This window comes from Acinetobacter sp. YH16051 (genome assembly GCF_013417135.1).
GTDB lineage: Bacteria > Pseudomonadota > Gammaproteobacteria > Pseudomonadales > Moraxellaceae > Acinetobacter > Acinetobacter towneri.
Genome location: NZ_VPEN01000011.1, coordinates 48,316 through 64,513 on the forward strand (window position 1 = coordinate 48,316; position 16,198 = coordinate 64,513).

Annotated in this window: 14 protein-coding genes; 5 read left to right on the top strand and 9 right to left on the bottom strand. The window is 43.5% G+C overall.

From position 1 onward, the window contains the following. Window positions 1-42 precede the first annotated feature (42 nt). From phoR to FTV41_RS10235, 3 genes are all read right to left on the bottom strand, one after another. On the bottom strand, window positions 43-1,401 hold the full coding sequence (gene phoR, locus FTV41_RS10225) for a phosphate regulon sensor histidine kinase PhoR (protein WP_179996516.1): 1,359 nt from the start codon (window positions 1,399-1,401) through the stop codon (window positions 43-45). A 9-nt stretch (window positions 1,402-1,410) separates the two neighbouring features. Continuing rightward, complete coding sequence (gene phoB / locus FTV41_RS10230) at window positions 1,411-2,121, bottom strand: phosphate regulon transcriptional regulator PhoB (RefSeq protein ID WP_004974162.1); 711 nt, start codon at window positions 2,119-2,121, stop codon at window positions 1,411-1,413. Window positions 2,122-2,334: 213 nt separating this feature from the next. Further along, window positions 2,335-3,054, bottom strand: coding sequence for a TetR/AcrR family transcriptional regulator (locus FTV41_RS10235; protein ID WP_168417664.1), 720 nt, complete (start codon window positions 3,052-3,054; stop codon window positions 2,335-2,337). Window positions 3,055-3,265: 211 nt separating this feature from the next. On the opposite strand from FTV41_RS10235, the gene FTV41_RS10240 reads away from it, so the two are divergent. Next, on the top strand, window positions 3,266-4,105 hold the full coding sequence (locus FTV41_RS10240; RefSeq protein WP_179996517.1) for an SDR family oxidoreductase: 840 nt from the start codon (window positions 3,266-3,268) through the stop codon (window positions 4,103-4,105). Between the two features lie 26 nt (window positions 4,106-4,131). On the opposite strand, the gene FTV41_RS10245 is transcribed toward FTV41_RS10240, so the two are convergent. The 5 genes from FTV41_RS10245 to FTV41_RS10265 all read right to left on the bottom strand — a co-directional run bounded on the left by FTV41_RS10245 (window position 4,132) and on the right by FTV41_RS10265 (window position 9,421). Continuing rightward, the gene (locus tag FTV41_RS10245; protein ID WP_179996518.1) at window positions 4,132-5,499 is read right to left on the bottom strand and encodes an MATE family efflux transporter; all 1,368 of its coding nucleotides are present in this window, start codon (window positions 5,497-5,499) and stop codon (window positions 4,132-4,134) included. A 101-nt stretch (window positions 5,500-5,600) separates the two neighbouring features. Next, window positions 5,601-6,755 carry a methionine aminotransferase gene (locus FTV41_RS10250; protein ID WP_168460475.1) on the bottom strand — a complete coding sequence of 385 codons (1,155 nt, stop codon included), beginning with the start codon at window positions 6,753-6,755 and terminating at the stop codon, window positions 5,601-5,603. 158 nt (window positions 6,756-6,913) lie between these two features. Next, window positions 6,914-8,242, bottom strand: coding sequence for a DUF445 domain-containing protein (locus FTV41_RS10255; RefSeq protein ID WP_179996519.1), 1,329 nt, complete (start codon window positions 8,240-8,242; stop codon window positions 6,914-6,916). Between the two features lie 18 nt (window positions 8,243-8,260). Then, window positions 8,261-8,836: a hypothetical protein gene (locus FTV41_RS10260; RefSeq protein ID WP_179995475.1), complete on the bottom strand. Its 576-nt coding sequence runs from the start codon at window positions 8,834-8,836 to the stop codon at window positions 8,261-8,263. Between the two features lie 45 nt (window positions 8,837-8,881). After that, window positions 8,882-9,421: a DUF924 family protein gene (locus FTV41_RS10265; RefSeq protein WP_179996520.1), complete on the bottom strand. Its 540-nt coding sequence runs from the start codon at window positions 9,419-9,421 to the stop codon at window positions 8,882-8,884. Between the two features lie 318 nt (window positions 9,422-9,739). Here FTV41_RS10265 and gshA point away from each other — a divergent pair, with 318 nt between their 5' ends. Both gshA and FTV41_RS10275 read left to right on the top strand, forming a co-directional pair. Further along, window positions 9,740-11,317: a glutamate--cysteine ligase gene (gene gshA / locus FTV41_RS10270; RefSeq protein ID WP_179996521.1), complete on the top strand. Its 1,578-nt coding sequence runs from the start codon at window positions 9,740-9,742 to the stop codon at window positions 11,315-11,317. Window positions 11,318-11,335: 18 nt separating this feature from the next. After that, window positions 11,336-11,869 carry a disulfide bond formation protein B gene (locus FTV41_RS10275; RefSeq protein ID WP_004974176.1) on the top strand — a complete coding sequence of 178 codons (534 nt, stop codon included), beginning with the start codon at window positions 11,336-11,338 and terminating at the stop codon, window positions 11,867-11,869. Window positions 11,870-12,006: 137 nt separating this feature from the next. On the opposite strand, the gene FTV41_RS10280 is transcribed toward FTV41_RS10275, so the two are convergent. Beyond that, window positions 12,007-13,338 (bottom strand): alpha/beta fold hydrolase, encoded by a 1,332-nt coding sequence (locus FTV41_RS10280; protein ID WP_154320171.1) that lies wholly within the window; start codon window positions 13,336-13,338, stop codon window positions 12,007-12,009. A gap of 308 nt (window positions 13,339-13,646) precedes the next feature. On the opposite strand from FTV41_RS10280, the gene FTV41_RS10285 reads away from it, so the two are divergent. Then, entirely contained in the window at window positions 13,647-14,231 is a 585-nt protein-coding gene (locus tag FTV41_RS10285; protein ID WP_179994165.1) for a YqiA/YcfP family alpha/beta fold hydrolase, read from the top strand. Window positions 14,232-14,245: 14 nt separating this feature from the next. Next, complete coding sequence (parE, locus tag FTV41_RS10290; RefSeq protein WP_179996522.1) at window positions 14,246-16,126, top strand: DNA topoisomerase IV subunit B; 1,881 nt, start codon at window positions 14,246-14,248, stop codon at window positions 16,124-16,126. The last annotated feature ends 72 nt before the right edge of the window (window positions 16,127-16,198 follow it).

Here is a 16,198-nt window from a genome sequence, read left to right on the forward strand (position 1 = left end):
TTTAAATCTGTAATTTATTGTCTATTTTAGCTCAACCAGCGCTTAAGTTTCGTAATACAAACGCTCTTTTGGGAACACGACTTTAAATATAGAGCCTTGATTTTCTTTAGATTCGACTTCTAAGTGTGCATTATGCTGCATCAAAACGTGCTTCACAATTGCTAAACCTAAACCAGTACCGCCTGTTTGTCGGCTACGTGCGCTGTCTACACGATAAAAGCGTTCGGTTAAGCGTGGTAAGTGTTTCGGATCAATCCCGATGCCTGTATCTTCCACAGTAAAATAACCTTGATTGCCATCATCATGCCAGCCAATGGTAATCGTCCCACCTTTCGGGGTATATTTAATCGCATTGGTGATCAGGTTGCTAAAGGCACTGGCCAATTCTACATCTGAACCAATCAGATCATAATGACTGTCAATATTTAAGTTGAGCGTATGTCCATAATCGACGTTATAGGCATGTGCATCGTCAAATAATTGATTCATTAAACTTGGCATTTCAATAATTTGATTTTTGGCGATGTTTTTTTCATTTTCCAGACGCGACAGCAGCAGCAGGTCATTTACCAAAGCGTTCATGCGTCTGGTTTGTGACTGCATTTGCTCAAAAGCACGTTTCCAACGCGGGTTAATATCTTCCTGATCGGTAAAGGTTTCGATATAACCACTCAGCACCGTTAGCGGAGTGCGTAATTCGTGTGAAATATTATCGACAAAGTCTTTACGCATTTGTTCTAGGTTATGCATACGCGTCATGTCGTAAGCAAATAACAAACGGCTATCGCCACCAAACTGAGTCATTTTGACTTGCACATATTGCCCTTCATGCACGCTAGATTTCATTTTTAAACCGTCAGGTGCTTGATCAATATGATTAAAATATTCAATAAAACTAGGTTGGCGCAAAATAGTGAGGATGTTGCGTCCACGGTCTAAAGGCTGAATACCCAATAGCTTTTCAGCAGCAGGGTTCCACCATTCAATTTGATGATTTTCATCAATCAGCATCACGGCTTCATCCAACGCCACCAATGAAGACTGGGCGCGATCAATCAACCCGACCATTTCGGCCTGAACGATACGTTCCTGACGTTGTGAGCGATAAACATTGAACAGTAATGCACCCCAAATACCATGCAGATTTGGCGGCACATCATAAGGACGATTGGAAATCCAATCATTAACTAAATAGAGGGAGCGCATTTGCTGAAGAAAAAACAGCAAAAAGGCGAGGCTAATACAAATCCAAAAATACCCAATCCCAAAACCAATCAAGCTTGCAATAATTAGGAAAAAGGCCAATAAACGAAAATCTTGTTTGGCAAAAGTCCATAAACTGCTGTAACGAACTTGTTTGAGGTCACGGGCGAGTTCAGGGACTGGGTAAGGTTCGTACATAAAATAATTTTAGCCTAAAGCAACATCCGCACGTGTCGAGAAGCGATAGCCTGTACCACGTACCGTTTGTACAAAACGGTCTACGCCATACGGTTCTAAAACTTTACGTAAACGACGAATATGCACATCAATAGTTCGGTCTTCAATATATACATTGCCGCCCCAGACTTGGTCAAGCAATTGCGCTCGGGTGTAAGCGCGCTCTGGGTGCGTCATAAAGAACGCCAATAGACGATATTCGGTTGGGCCCATTTCTAAAATATTGTCACCAAAACTGACGCGCTGGCTAACAGGGTCTAGAATTAAACCATTGGCATCAATGGTTTTTTCACCGCTTAGAGCATTGGCACGACGCAATACCGCTTTAATACGCGACACCAGTTCACGGGTCGAGAAAGGCTTGGTCATGTAGTCATCTGCGCCTGCATCTAGACCTTGAACCTTGTGGTCTTCTTCGCCACGTGCAGTCAGCATAATCACTGGAATTTCTGCAAGGTTATCGTCACGTTTTAGGCGACGGCACAAGTCTACACCGCTGACACCGCCTGGCATCATCCAATCAAGCAAGATAAGCGCTGGACGTTGATCGACAATCATTTGATGCGCTTGTTTTGCATCTTCTGCTTGTAAGCACTGAAAGCCTGCCATATCTAAAGAGGTATGGATCATTTCCCGAATTGGGAGTTCGTCATCGACGATTAAAATGTAGTCATCTTTCACAACGCAATATCCTATAGATGTTAACGGTGGACCGTTTTATTTATGACAGGCTTATTACAAAGATTAATTATGACAGTATCATTGCAGAAAGGGGTAAACAGGCTATTTTTGCAATAATTTGTGACAAACTAGTGTCGATTTGATGAAATATCTACAGATATTCAGTCAAAGTAAAATAATGAAATTAAAAAATATTATGAATATTTTTCAGTTTTATGACAGGTTGCTGGAATCTTTATCAAGCACTTGCTCTTTGTCTGAAAAGGTTTGAAGCAGTGATAAAAATACAATACGGCAAGACGATAAAACATCTTCCATCGATTGTTTGAAATCACTCATGACCCAGCGAATGGCAATTTGGGTGACATACCCATTTAAGCCTGTGGCAACCAATGAAATTTCACGGTTAGGGCGGTCTAAATGCGGCATCATCAACATCACAAAGGCCTGAATCATACGGTCAAAACGTGACATGGTTTCGTGAATGGTGGCCTGATTATGCAGTTCCTGAACCAACATGGCATCTATATAAATAATACGTGCCATTTGTGGGTTGTTTTTTAGGGTGGTCAGCAAGGCGGTCAGGCCTGCATCAATCATTTTTTTCGGGTCGGTGGATGCTTGCATAATGGCTTGCATGACATTTTGCTGCAATTCATCAATCAGTTTTAAAAAAATAGTCTGAAATAGTTCTTCGCTTTTTTTAAAAGATTCGTAAAAGTAACGCTCGGTTAGTTTGGCTTCGGTACAAATATCTTTGACAGTCACGGCAAAAAAACCATGCGTACCATAGGCCTGAATACCTGCTTCAATCAGTTTTTCCCGACGTGCCTGTTTGCGTTCAGTTAAAGACAAACCTTTAAACTGACGTTCTTTTTGTTGTTTTTGGGGCTGTTGTTGTGTGTCTGCGTGGATGGGCAGTTGTTCTGTCATCTTCACTTGAGCCAAATAAATTCGTTAATGGGTTTTATATTAACAATAATTATCTGTTAAACCTATGTTTTCATATTTGTTTGCGATATTCGTTTTGACTTATATTGACAATAGTTATTGTCAAAATTATATTGAAAGCAATATAACTGCACAGCCCTACAGAAAAACAAGCAGGTCTGAACTGTGCAGGCAACACACTCAAGGAAACCACATGAAAAATTTTAAAAATAAAGTTGCCGCAATTACAGGTGCAGGCTCGGGGATTGGACAGCAACTGGCAGTGCTTTTGGCACAGCAAGGCTGTCATTTATCGCTTAGTGATGTGAATGAACAAGGTTTGGCGCAAACAGTGGATTTGCTCAAAGACAGTAATGTGCGCGTGACCATTAAAAAGGTGGATGTTTCTAAATTAGAACAAATGCGCGAATGGGCAGCTGAAACTGTGCGAGACCACGGCTCGGTCAATATGATTTTTAATAATGCAGGCGTGGCGTTGGGTTCTACCGTAGAAGGTGCAAGTTACGAAGAGTTGGAGTGGATTGTGGGGATTAACTTTTGGGGTGTGGTCTATGGCACCAAAGAATTTTTGCCTTTAATCAAACAAACGGGAGATGGTCATATCATTAACATTTCCAGTTTATTTGGTTTAACTGCACAGCCAACGCAGTCGGCTTATAACGCAACCAAATTTGCGGTGCGCGGTTTTACCGAGTCTTTGCGTCAGGAATTGGATTTGGAAAATTGTGGTGTGAGTGCGTTGAGCGTGCATCCAGGCGGGATTCGTACCAATATTGCCAACAATGCTAAAATGAACGACAGCATGCGCACTTTGGGCATGAATCCTGAAAAATCGGCACGTGCTTTTAATAAATTATTGCGTTGCCCGCCTGAAGAAGCGGCGCGCCAAATTTTAGAAGCGGTACAAAAAGACAAGCGCCGTTTATTGATTGGTAATGATGCCAAAACTTTGGATTTAATCCAGCGTATTGTTCCAACGGGTTATCAGAAAGTTACCGCATGGGCGACTAAGTTGGGCAAGAAACGCGGTTAATCTAACTTACAAATATAACAGACCATTCAGACCAAAACCTGAATGGTTTTTTTCTTCCAGACAAATTGATAATACGCACCTTGACCGATGCACAGACTCACAAATGCCAAGGCATAGGCATACCAAATTCCTTGCAAACCCCACCACTGACTGAAGAAATAAGCACACGGTACTTCAATTAAAACAATCGCTAAAATATTGATGATCATTGGAACATTGACCGTGCCACTGGCGCGCATAATGGAGGCAAAAATTGCACTGGCACCAAAAAATAAAATGGCCCATAACACAATAAATAAGAGCTGCTGACCCAGTACCACCACCGCAGGATCGGTAATAAACAACGCCATCAGATATTTAGAAAATAAATAACCCAAGGTGACTAAAATACCTGTAATCAGCAAATTCATGCCTAAGGCTGTACGGGTCACTTTAGCCAGTAATTCGGCTTTGCCTGCACCAATGGCTTGTGCAGCAAAAATTGAAGCGGCAATTGCAATAGATAGCGCAGGAAATTGAATATAGTTCAACACCTGATTAACTGCGCCATAGGCGGCAGTGGCCTCAGCACCATGCCGATTGACCAAACCGACAATCACCAAACCTGCCATAGAGGTAGTGACCATTTGTAAGCCTGTGGGAATCCCTAAGCGTAAAATCACCTTGCTTAAATTGGGTTGATGCCGAATTTGACGTAGTAGATGCACATCCATTTTTAAGGGATGATTCTTTTTATTCAGGTAAATCACCAAGAAAATTAAAACAGCCAGATAACCTAAAATGGTGGCAATGGCCGGTGCAATAATGCCCAAACGTGGAAAGCCAAAATAGCCTGCAATCAGTACAGGTGTAATCACGACGCCCATGAGACTGGTCAAACTCAATGCAATCAATGGCGTTAGACTGTCGCCCACACCACGTAAAATAGAGGTATAGATAATATAAACAAATAGCAGCGGACTGCCTGCCAGCATCCATTGCACATAAGGTACTGAAAGATGCATCACTTTCGGGTCAGTGCCCAGTAATAGTAGAATTTGCTTGGCAAAAATTACGCCCAAGCAGGCAATAATACTGCCCCCAATTAGGGTCATAAATAAAGTTGAACCCACAATACAGCGTACTTTTTCGACATTTTGTGCGCCCCATGCTTGTCCGACTAGCACGGTAGACCCTGCTGAGAGTCCAATCACAAAGGCCATCAGGCAAAAAATAATCGGAAAAAATACCGACACTGCAGCAATTGCATCGACCCCGAGCATTTGTCCCACAAACACAGTATTAATGGTGCCTGAGAGATTTTGCAAAATATTGGTGGCAATCAACGGCAATAGAAACACCAAAAAGGTTTTCCAAAGCTGAGGGTGATCGACCAATGCCTGAGGTCTTGCCATGCCAAATCCTGCGTTTGAACTGCGGTTGTTTTATTCACCCTAGCATGATTCACTCCTAAAAAGCCTTAGCTTTTCAGTAACTCAGCGATGCTACTCCTGACTTAAACTGCCGATAAAATTTCCGCTGCACGTAACAGCGTCTCGGTTTTTTTGGCAAAGCAGAAACGAATTAAACGTAAGTCATCAGGCGGGCTTTGATAAAATGCAGACACGGGAATACCGACAATGCCATGTTGCTCGGCAAGGAAATGGCACATGTCTACGGCATTTAAATCAGGACGGATATTGCTGTAATCCAAATTTTGAAAATACGTGCCCTGTGCAGGACTCAACTGAAAACGTGACTGGGCAATACCATGATTAAATAAATCACGTTTGGCCTGATAAAAGCCTGCCAGCTCTGCAATATGTTCAGGATGCTGCTGCATATAGTTAGCCAGTGCCACTTGCACAGGCGTCACCCCACAGAAATTCACAAACTGATAGGCTTGGCGGAAGAGTTGCATTAAAGCAGGTGCGGCTGCACAGTAGCCTGTTTTCCAACCTGTGACATGAAAGGTTTTACCAAAAGAACCGACAACGAAACTACGCTCTCTGAGTTCAGGAAAAGACAGTGCAGAACGGTGTTGTTGATCATCAAAGACCAAATGTTCATAGACTTCATCGGACAGTACCACAATGTTATGTGCCTGAATCAGGTGAATTAACTGTTGCCACTCTTGTTCTGACCATACCGTGCCTGTGGGGTTGTGCGGTGTGTTGATAATGATCATGCGGGTTTTGGCATGAATCGCATCTTTAACCCTATTCCAGTCCACCTGAAAATGCGGAGCTTGCAATGGAATGTGCACAGCTTTTGCACCCAGCAGCTTTGCACATGGGGCATAGCTGTCATAACTCGGGTCAAAAATAATGACTTCATCGCCTGCTTGCAGCACGGTTTGCATAATGCTAAAAATGGCAAGGGTTGCCCCTGGGGTGATGGTAATTTCACTGACAGGGTCAAGCTGTAATTGATCGCGCTGCAAAAACTGCTGCGCCAGTTGTTCACGCAGTGGTAAGTAGCCATCACCTGAAGGATATTGATTGAAACCTGCATGTGTGGCGTGGCTTAATGCGTCTAGTAGTGCTGCAGGTGCAGGAAAATCTGGAAAACCCTGCGATAAATTTAAGGCATTGAGTTGTTGAGCCAAAGCCGACATACGGCTAAAAATACTGAGACCTTGAGCAGGGAGTTTTGCGTGAATATTGAGCATAGAGAGGTTCTGGTGGTGGCAGCAGTTTGCTTTACATCGTAGCTTTTTCAGGGTTGAATGCAAATGGGGTAAAGGGTGATGATGTGGCTTGAATAGATCGTTCGAGGCGTTATTTTTGATTGAACACCTCAAGATCGACTTATCAAAAAAATTTCATCTCAAATCAACTCCACCAATGCCCGAATAATCCCCAATCCCAGACCAATAAATGCACCTACCACTACACCATTGACCCGAATCATGTGTAAATCACCACCGACTTCGTTTTCAATTTTGCCAATCATTTCGCGCGAGTCCCATTCATGAATGCGCTCACTAATAAAGCGAATCACTTTTTCACTATATTGATCTGACAAGTTCACCGCAATCGTACTCATTTTTTCATTCAGTAATTGACGTACTGCGGTATTGGCAATGATATTTTCACCGACTTGCTGAATGGCAATACGCAGGTTTTGCGCAATTCCCGAATCAGATTTTTGTAAATCTTCCTTAATCGCATTGCAGAGAATCACCACTGCACCACTAATAAAATTCAAGACTTGCGGACTGTCTAATAGGGCATTTTTAGTGTCATTTAGACGTAGACTGGCACTGCTGTTGTTATCTGCCAGTTGTAACATCAGTTGTTGCCCAGCATCTTCAATTTTTTGTCGCCAAGGGTGTTCAGGGTCTGCCAACATAGATTCGACCCGTTGCAGTAAAGAATCTATGGTGCGTTGCTGCACATCAATTCCAATCCAGCTCGCACCTTTGGCCAGTTTCCACACGCCAAGCTCTTTAAACAATTGACGGGTCAATTCACGGCTTTTTTCAGGATGTTTCAGCATCCAGTCATGGGCAAGGTCTAAACCGCGTTGCAGCACATCCTGATGAAAGTCATTTTCCAAAACCGCACGCAGCATTTCACTGGCCAAGTGGTTGACCTGCGTGTTGCGAACCCATTGCACACTGTTACTTTGAATAAAGCGCCCAATTTGTTCTTGCCCGACAAATTCAAAAATTTTCGGTACAGTCTGCTGAATGACTTGGGTCACTTGCGCATTATTTTGTGGATTCGCCAACCATTTGCCCACGGATAAAGATAAGTCAGTGCTGTGCAGGCTTTTTTGTACCACTTGGGGCGATAAAAAGTTTTCCTGTACGAAACGCCCCATCGACTCGGCAATACGGTCTTTGTTGCGTGGAATAATTTCGGTGTGATCACGTAAGAATTTAGGAATTGGCATTTTGCCAAAAGGATTGCGAAACAGCACCGTAATCGCATACCAGTCTGCCAGACCACCGACCACGCCTGCTTCGGCAGACAGCATTAGTATGTGAATCAACCACGTATATTCAGGCAGTAATTTTGCGGTTAGCATTAATGCTAGCCATGCCACCACGGCAATCACTAAAGCAATGGTGGCAAAGCGTTTACTGCGTTGCAGGCTCGGAGAGGTATGCTGCGAGCTGCTCGCTAAAGTGTGGTCAGACGCTGTATTCATGCAGGCATCCTTATCTCATTAGGGCGCGGCAGGGGCAGAGGTTGGTGGGGTTAATGGTTGTCCTGTTGGACTTAAACCATATTTTGCCCCCAGTGATTGTAAAATTAGGCTCGCATCAAAGGCATCTTCAGGTGCAGATTTTTGATCTTTAAAACACTGAATGGTGTAAGACACTTGAGTCGGATCGAGGGTGACCACTTGCGGCATATCATAGAATGGGTCAGGCCAGAATGGTGCGCGACGATGATAATATCCATACGGCGAATAGCTATACGGATAGTAACTTGGTGCAGGGTAAACCACGGCTTGTCTAGGTGGTTTCTGGCTACGATTACTCGGATCATCTAAAACTTTAAAAAAGCGAAAACCATGTTGCAGCGTGGTTTGTGCTGCTTTCACCAAAGTAATTTCTTCTGCTGTGCCAAAACTCATGTTATGACCCGCTAAAAAACTAATCCGATAGGTTTGCGCATTGAGCGGTGTGGTGCTGTATTGCCCCAACTGTTCAAAGCTGAGCGGTTTAGAGGGTGTCGTGGCACAGCCTGTAAACAGCAAACTGCTGGCAAGGGCAAGACCGAGTAGGGAATATTTCATGTGAAAGCTCCTGTACACATCAACCAGCCAAGACAAGCTCGCCAGTTAGAAACTGCTATTGGGTTGGGTTAAAAACTCAAGTTCTTCTGCACTCGAAGGACGTCCCAACACCTGATTCCGATGCGGATAACGCCCAAAACGGTCAATAATCACTTTATGTTTCAGTTCATAGCCCAACACGGTGGGGTCATTCAAACTTTCAAACAGCGTCAATGCGACTTCGTGAATACGTTTGGATTCACTGTGCATAAACGGCATATATAAAAAACGGCGTTCGGTTGGGTTTAAGTCCTGATCCAATTTTAAGTGAATCATTTCCTGTGCCAACACCAAGGCTATTCCATCTTGGGCAAAGGCACGCGGGTCATTACGGTATAAATTACGTGATAATTGATCTAAAACAATGATTTCAGCCAAACGACCTGAGGGTGTTTCGCGCCATGTCCATAGTTCTCCTTGTGCCGCTTGTTGCAGTACATCGGTAAATTTTTCTGCAAGCACGGCATCAAACTCTGCGCTTTTGACAAACCAGTTCGGTTCCGCAGCAGGAGAAAACCAAAAATCTAAAAAATCCTGATAATTCATACGCTTTATTATTTACCTCTGTTCTTTTGATTATAAAATCACAAATTTAGCATGTCTTATAGTGCAACTTTGTGATAAAAAATTGCCAAATTAAAATTTATTGACGTTGACCACTTTATTAAATGTCAGCATGCCCCAAAATCATCATTTTGTTAGAAAAAACAGCCCAAGCGCATGTGCTGATGCCAAATCAAGTTATACTTGAACGGTAGCAATTTCATCTCAGATCATCTGCATGATAGAGAAAATTGCCACCGACCCAAAATCAGCCTGTGGTTTATGTCGTATTTGTAGTGTATTGGATTAAGCGAGAGTGTAATGAGTCAACCCGAACCAAATGCGCAAGATGTTCTACCAACATGGGTAGACGCTGCGTTGCTTCAAGGGATGTTGCGCGGGATTGAACGCGAAAGTCTGCGTATGCAAAGCGATGGCTTCTTGTCGCAGCAAGCACATCCTCAAGCCTTGGGTTCGGCACTCACACATCCGCATATTACTACGGACTATTCCGAAGCGTTGATGGAGTTCATTACTCCACCGCAAAGCAGCATTCAACACGCGCTTGATTATTTGCGAGATATTCATAGCGTGGTGCATCAGCACTTAGGCGAAGGTGAAAAACTTTGGCCGCTGTCGATGCCATGTATGCTTGATGAAACCGATGACGGTATTCCACTGGCGCAATATGGCAGCTCCAATATTGGGCGCTTTAAAACTTTGTATCGCCGTGGTTTAGGTGTGCGCTATGGTCGCCGTATGCAGACCATTTCAGGGGTGCATTATAATTTATCCTTCCCTGAACATTTATTTGCCGCCTTGCAACAACATGAAAGTGATGAGCAGCTCAAAGCACTGAGTTTGCAAGATTATCGTAGTCATCGTTATTTAGGTTTAATTCGTAACTTTATTCGTTTAACACCATTGGTGATGTTTTTAGTCGGTGCAAGTCCATCGGTTTGTCAGTGTTTTATGACGGGGCGTGAACATCATTTGCTGCCGTTGTTAAGAGGCACGTTGTATTTACCGTATGCGACTGCATTGCGTATGGGTAACTTTGGCTATCAAAACTCGGCGCAGAAAAAACTTGGTATTCATTACAATGATTTAACGGGTTATTTGGATGGTTTGCAAAAAGCCGTAAAAACCCCGTACTTGCCATTTAGCCGCTTAGGTTTAGATGATGCCACGGGTGAGCCTATTCAAATTAATGACCATGTGCTGCAAATTGAAAATGAGTACTACAGTTTGGTGCGCCCAAAACAAGTACCACAAGAAGGTGAAACCCCATCTCAAGCACTTGCCAATCGTGGTATTGGTTATGTCGAATTACGTGCGGTAGATGTTAATCCGTATAGCCCAATTGGGATAGATGAACATACCGCAGGCTTTTTGGAAGTCTTAGCATTGTATTGTTTGTTGCAAGACAGCCCAGCCTTGTTAGATGCGGAACAAAGCATCATCGAAAAAAATCAGGCCGAAGTGGTCAATCGTGGGCGTGCGCCAAATGCGCACATTCAAGAGGGCGATGTTAAAACCCCAATTGAAGTGTGGGGACAGCAGTATGTCACCGCTATGCAACCTTTGGCTGTTTTACTCGATCAAAGTTATGCGACGCAGCTGTATTCTCAAGCTTTAGAACGCATGATGGCGCGTTTACATGAAGTCGATGAAACCCTGTCGGCACACATGATTGCCGATACTATTCGTCATGGCGGTACGTGGGGCTTTGGCAGTTATATGGCGCAGCAACATGCACATGCGTATGAGCAACATGCGCTGCGTCCTGAAACACAAACATATTTTGATGAAATTGCAGTGCAATCTATTCAGCAACAACAACAACTTGAACAAGCACAGGGTCTGAGTTTTGCAGACTATGTCGCACAATATAGATAACAGCTCAGAGATTTAAACATGCAATTGAGTTATCGTCTGCTAAGTGGTGTTTTATTTTTAGCCAGTGTCATTGGGATGACATTTGCATTGTATTTAGAGCATGTGCAAGGTTTAGCGCCGTGTCCACTGTGCGTTTTTCAGCGGGTGGGCTTAATTGCATTGGGTTTGGTTTCACTGATTGCTTTTGTGCATAACCCTAAATCTAACGTGGTTAAGCGTATTTACGCGCTTTTCGGCAGTATTGGAATTTTATGGTCGGTGGGTGTGGCAGCACGTCATGTTTGGCTGCAAAACTTACCGCCTGATCAAGTGCCAAGCTGCGGCCCAGGACTGGATTATTTGGTAGATGCTTTACCCATGAAAGCTGTGTTGCAACAAGTGCTGTCGGGTTCAGGTGAATGTGCTGTGATTGATTGGACGTTCTTGGGGCAGTCTTTACCCGTGTGGTCATTGCTGTTCTTTAGCGTGTTGGCACTCATCAGTTTATGGCAATTGCTGCGTAACTATCCGTTTGTGGCATCGACTACATTTGGCAAAGTGAAGAAAAAATAAATTCCGGGAGCCTACCCACTGAATTGATAAAAATGCGTCATCCATAAAATTGCGATGGCGCATTTTTTTTGTGTATCTGTTGATAATCTATCTACCAATCATCGTGTTGTAGGGTATTTTGAACTGTTTAGACTATGTTAGGTGAGCGCGATGCCTTCTAAGCTTGACCAATCACCAATAAACTCACGAATTTGCTGCTCTGGTACTTCTTCATGCGCAGGATAAAACCATTTCACCAATTGCTCTGCCACACTTGGATGATATTGTAACTGAAAGTGGTTCAGACCATAGAACACAGCTTTGTGCGATTCAGGCAGTTTTAATTGAAAACGTGGGTTAGGATGTTCCCCCAAAGCACTTTTTATACTGACTAAATAATCGCCAATGACTTTGCGGGTCAGGTTCTGCTTTTTCTCAAACTCAATACTGCCTGCCACGAAATAAGCATTAATATGGGTTGGCAAAGGTGCAGGTTTGCGGTTGTCATCGACCTGTCCAATTCGTGCCTGATTATGTTCCCAGTCATCATCTCGCACACTGCCATAGCGCAAATCTAAAATGCCGTTGCTGCGAATATTGACCAGATGCCCGACAATTTTCACAATGGGAAAGCGACCTAATTTTTCCTGTAAATGGAAACCAAAACGCTCCAACACTGCTCCGTGATGTGGTGAGCCTAAACAGACCAGATTTTCGACCAAGTGAATCCAGTGCTGCAAATTTTGCTTGCCGTAAAACAGCGCACTGCGCGACACCAAGCCACCCATGCTGTGCCCAATTAAATCAATACTGGTAATTTTAGGATGACGCTGAATTAAATCATCTAAGGTATTGGCAAGACTGCGGCCATTGGCAGAAATGCGACGCCCTGTATTGTAATTCAGATATAACATGGTGTTATGGTCACGTTGTGCCAGTAATTTTTCACCAAAACCACCAAATTGGTGTGTAGTCCAATCGAGGTGATTGCGGCATAAACCGTGCACAAAAATCACCACACGCCCAGACAAATCGCCTTGTTGGACTTCGCCATAATGGTCATAGAGCACCATAGGTAAGGCGAGCGGATTTTGCTGTTCGAGTAGATAATCTCCCAATACGCCATTCAGTACACCGACTAAAAAATGCAGGCTTGGTGTGAGTGCTTTGTCATGTAAGTTGGGAAATTGCGCAATAATTTGACGTAAACCTGGCGCAACAAAGTGATAGCCGTATTGTTGTAAGCTGTGAAAGGCAAACTTATACAGCTTTTGAAAAGTCGCGGTTTTTTGAAACTTTTGCGAGCGTTGTTCGCTCATGCCAAATACGCTGAGCAAAACTTCACGCTGAATGGTTTGAATCACTTCGCTCATCACGGCATTCAGGCGCGTGCTGACCAACTGTGCCAAGCCTTCTAAGATATCGGCCTGACTTGGAGGTGTACGGTCCCATCTACAATAGGTTTCATGCAGCGGTGTTAAACTTGGCATACTGTGTTGCCCCTTGTGTTCCCATATACCGAACGCTTTATTTTTACTTGGGTTCGCGGTATAAACTCAAGGGTCTGTTGGCATTTCATGAATTTACAGGACTGTAAATTTTTAGATGAATTGTCACCAAACCCGATACTTTTATTTTATCGTGTTCATCTTGAACTACTTGTAAAATACCGATGAATGCCAAGATGTTCGCATCTTTTTGTCTAACAATTGCATTTTTCCATGAAAATTAAATTAAAAACGCAAAATAAGTGCTGTATCAGCCAAAAATTGAATGGTGTTACTTAGAAATGTCACGCATGAATTTAATTTATTTACATGGTTTTCAGAGCAGTCCTTTGTCCATGAAAGGGCAGCTATTGTATGCCTATGTGCAGCAGCATCGCCCTGATATTCAGATGCATTTGCCCGATTTAAATGCTCCACCTTTAGCGGTTTTGGCAAACGTATCGGCATTGATTCAACGTTTGCCCAATGTGGCATTGGTGGGCAGCAGTCTAGGCGGCTTTTATGCGACACAACTGGTCGCACAGCATCATGTGCCTGCTGTTGTGATTAACCCTGCTATGCGACCATGGCAATTGTTTCAGGACTTGTTTGGCGATGTGCTGCCCTATGTGGTACATCCGAACTGGAGCTTAACTGCAGCGCAATTGGATGACTTAGCAGACATTGCGTTGCCAGTTGCGCAAGATGCAGACAAAATATTGGTGTTATTGCAACAAGGCGATGAAGTTTTGGATTATCGTGAAGCGCAGCGTTATTATAGTGCTGCCTCACCTTCGGCCATGATCATGACTGAAGCGCACGGCAATCATGCCATGGATGATTTTGCAGACAAAATTCCGATGTTACTGCAATTTTTATCGGATTCCCTAGCTTAAGGAAACAGTACAACGTGTCTCAATATACCGCTCAATCTCTTGAAGTTTTATCTGGTTTAGATCCAGTACGTCGTCGCCCGGGCATGTATACCGACACCACACGTCCAAACCATTTGGCGCAAGAAGTTATTGATAATGCGGTGGATGAAGCACTTGCAGGGCATGCCAATAAAATTACCGTAAAAGTCTATAAAGATGGCTCTTTGTCGGTAGAAGACAATGGCCGTGGTATGCCTGTTGATATTCACCCAGAATACGGGCAAAGCGGGATTGAAATTATTCTGACCAAGCTGCATGCAGGCGGTAAGTTCAGCACCGACAACTACCAATTTTCGGGTGGTTTGCACGGGGTCGGTATTTCTGTAGTGAATGCCTTGTCCAGTCGGGTTGAAGTGACCGTACAGCGTCAGGGCAACCTGTATAAAATGACTTTTGATCAGGGCGAAGCCGCTGCACCTTTAGAAGTCTTGGAAGGCAAAGCGCCAAAACGTGCTTCGGGTACGTTGGTACATTTCTGGCCTGAAGCTAAATATTTTGATTCACCTAAATTTGCGCTAAAAGCCTTAAAGCACAATTTAAAAGCCAAAGCGGTACTGGCTGCAGGTTTAGAAATTCATTACATTGATGAAATTAACGATGAAAAAATTGTCTGGCAGTTTGAAAATGGTCTAGTCGACTATTTGATGGATGAGCTGGAAGATCGTGAGATTGTACCTGCTCCTGCTTTTGTGGCGACAGGTGAGGCAGAGCGTGCCAGTGCAGAGTTTGCAATTTGCTGGAATGTAGAAGGCGGCGAGCAAATTCAAGAAAGTTATGTCAACTTGATTCCGACTGCGCAAGGCGGTACGCATGTCAATGGACTACGTTCTGGTGTGACCGATGCGTTACGTGAATTCTGTGAATTACGCAATTTATTGCCGCGTAATTTAAAGCTATCTGCCGAAGATGTTTGGGATGGGGTCAACTACATTTTATCGTTAAAGTTCCAAGAACCGCAGTTTTCAGGGCAGACCAAAGAGCGTTTATCGAGCCGTGAAGCGGCAAGCATTATGCAGAATATTGCCAAAGATGCCTTTGCCTTGTGGTTAAACCAAAACTCTGACATTGCCATGCAGCTGGCAGAAATGGCAATTTCCAAAGCAGGTCGTCGTTTAAAAGCAGCGAAAAAAGTAGAACGTAAAAAAATTGTTTCAGGCCCAGCCTTGCCGGGTAAATTAGCCGACTGCGTGGGACAAACCCGTGAAGAATCGGAACTGTTTATTGTAGAAGGTGACTCTGCAGGTGGTTCTGCTAAGCAAGCACGTGATAAAAACTTTCAGGCGATCATGCCAATTCGTGGAAAAATTTTAAATACGTGGGAAGTATCTTCGGACGAGGTTTTGGGTTCGCAGGAAGTACACGATATTGCAATTGCGATTGGGGTTGACCCGGGCAGTGATGATTTATCTGAATTGCGTTATGGTAAGGTTTGTATTTTGGCCGATGCCGACTCAGATGGTTTACACATTGCCACTTTGCTGTGTGCTTTATTCGTGAAACATTTCCCAAGTTTGGTGGAAGATGGGCATTTATACGTCGCCATGCCGCCGTTATTCCGTATTGATGACGGTAAAGATGTGCATTATGCGCTAGATGAAGATGAGCTAGAAAATACGCTGAAAAAAGCCAAAACCAAAAATCCGCAAATTACCCGATTTAAAGGTTTGGGTGAGATGAATGCCAGTCAGTTACGTGAAACCACGATGGATCCAAATACACGCCGTTTGGTGCAATTGGATTTGGATGATAGTCATTTTACCGCGGGTTTATTGGATAAATTGCTGGCTAAAAAACGCTCTGCAGACCGTAAAGTGTGGTTAGAGCAAAAAGGTAATTTAGCCGATTTGGCGGTTTAAGCTGATTTAATTTAGAAAAAGCATCCATTATTTCAAAAAAGTAATGGATGCTTTTTATTGTAATTTTGATTG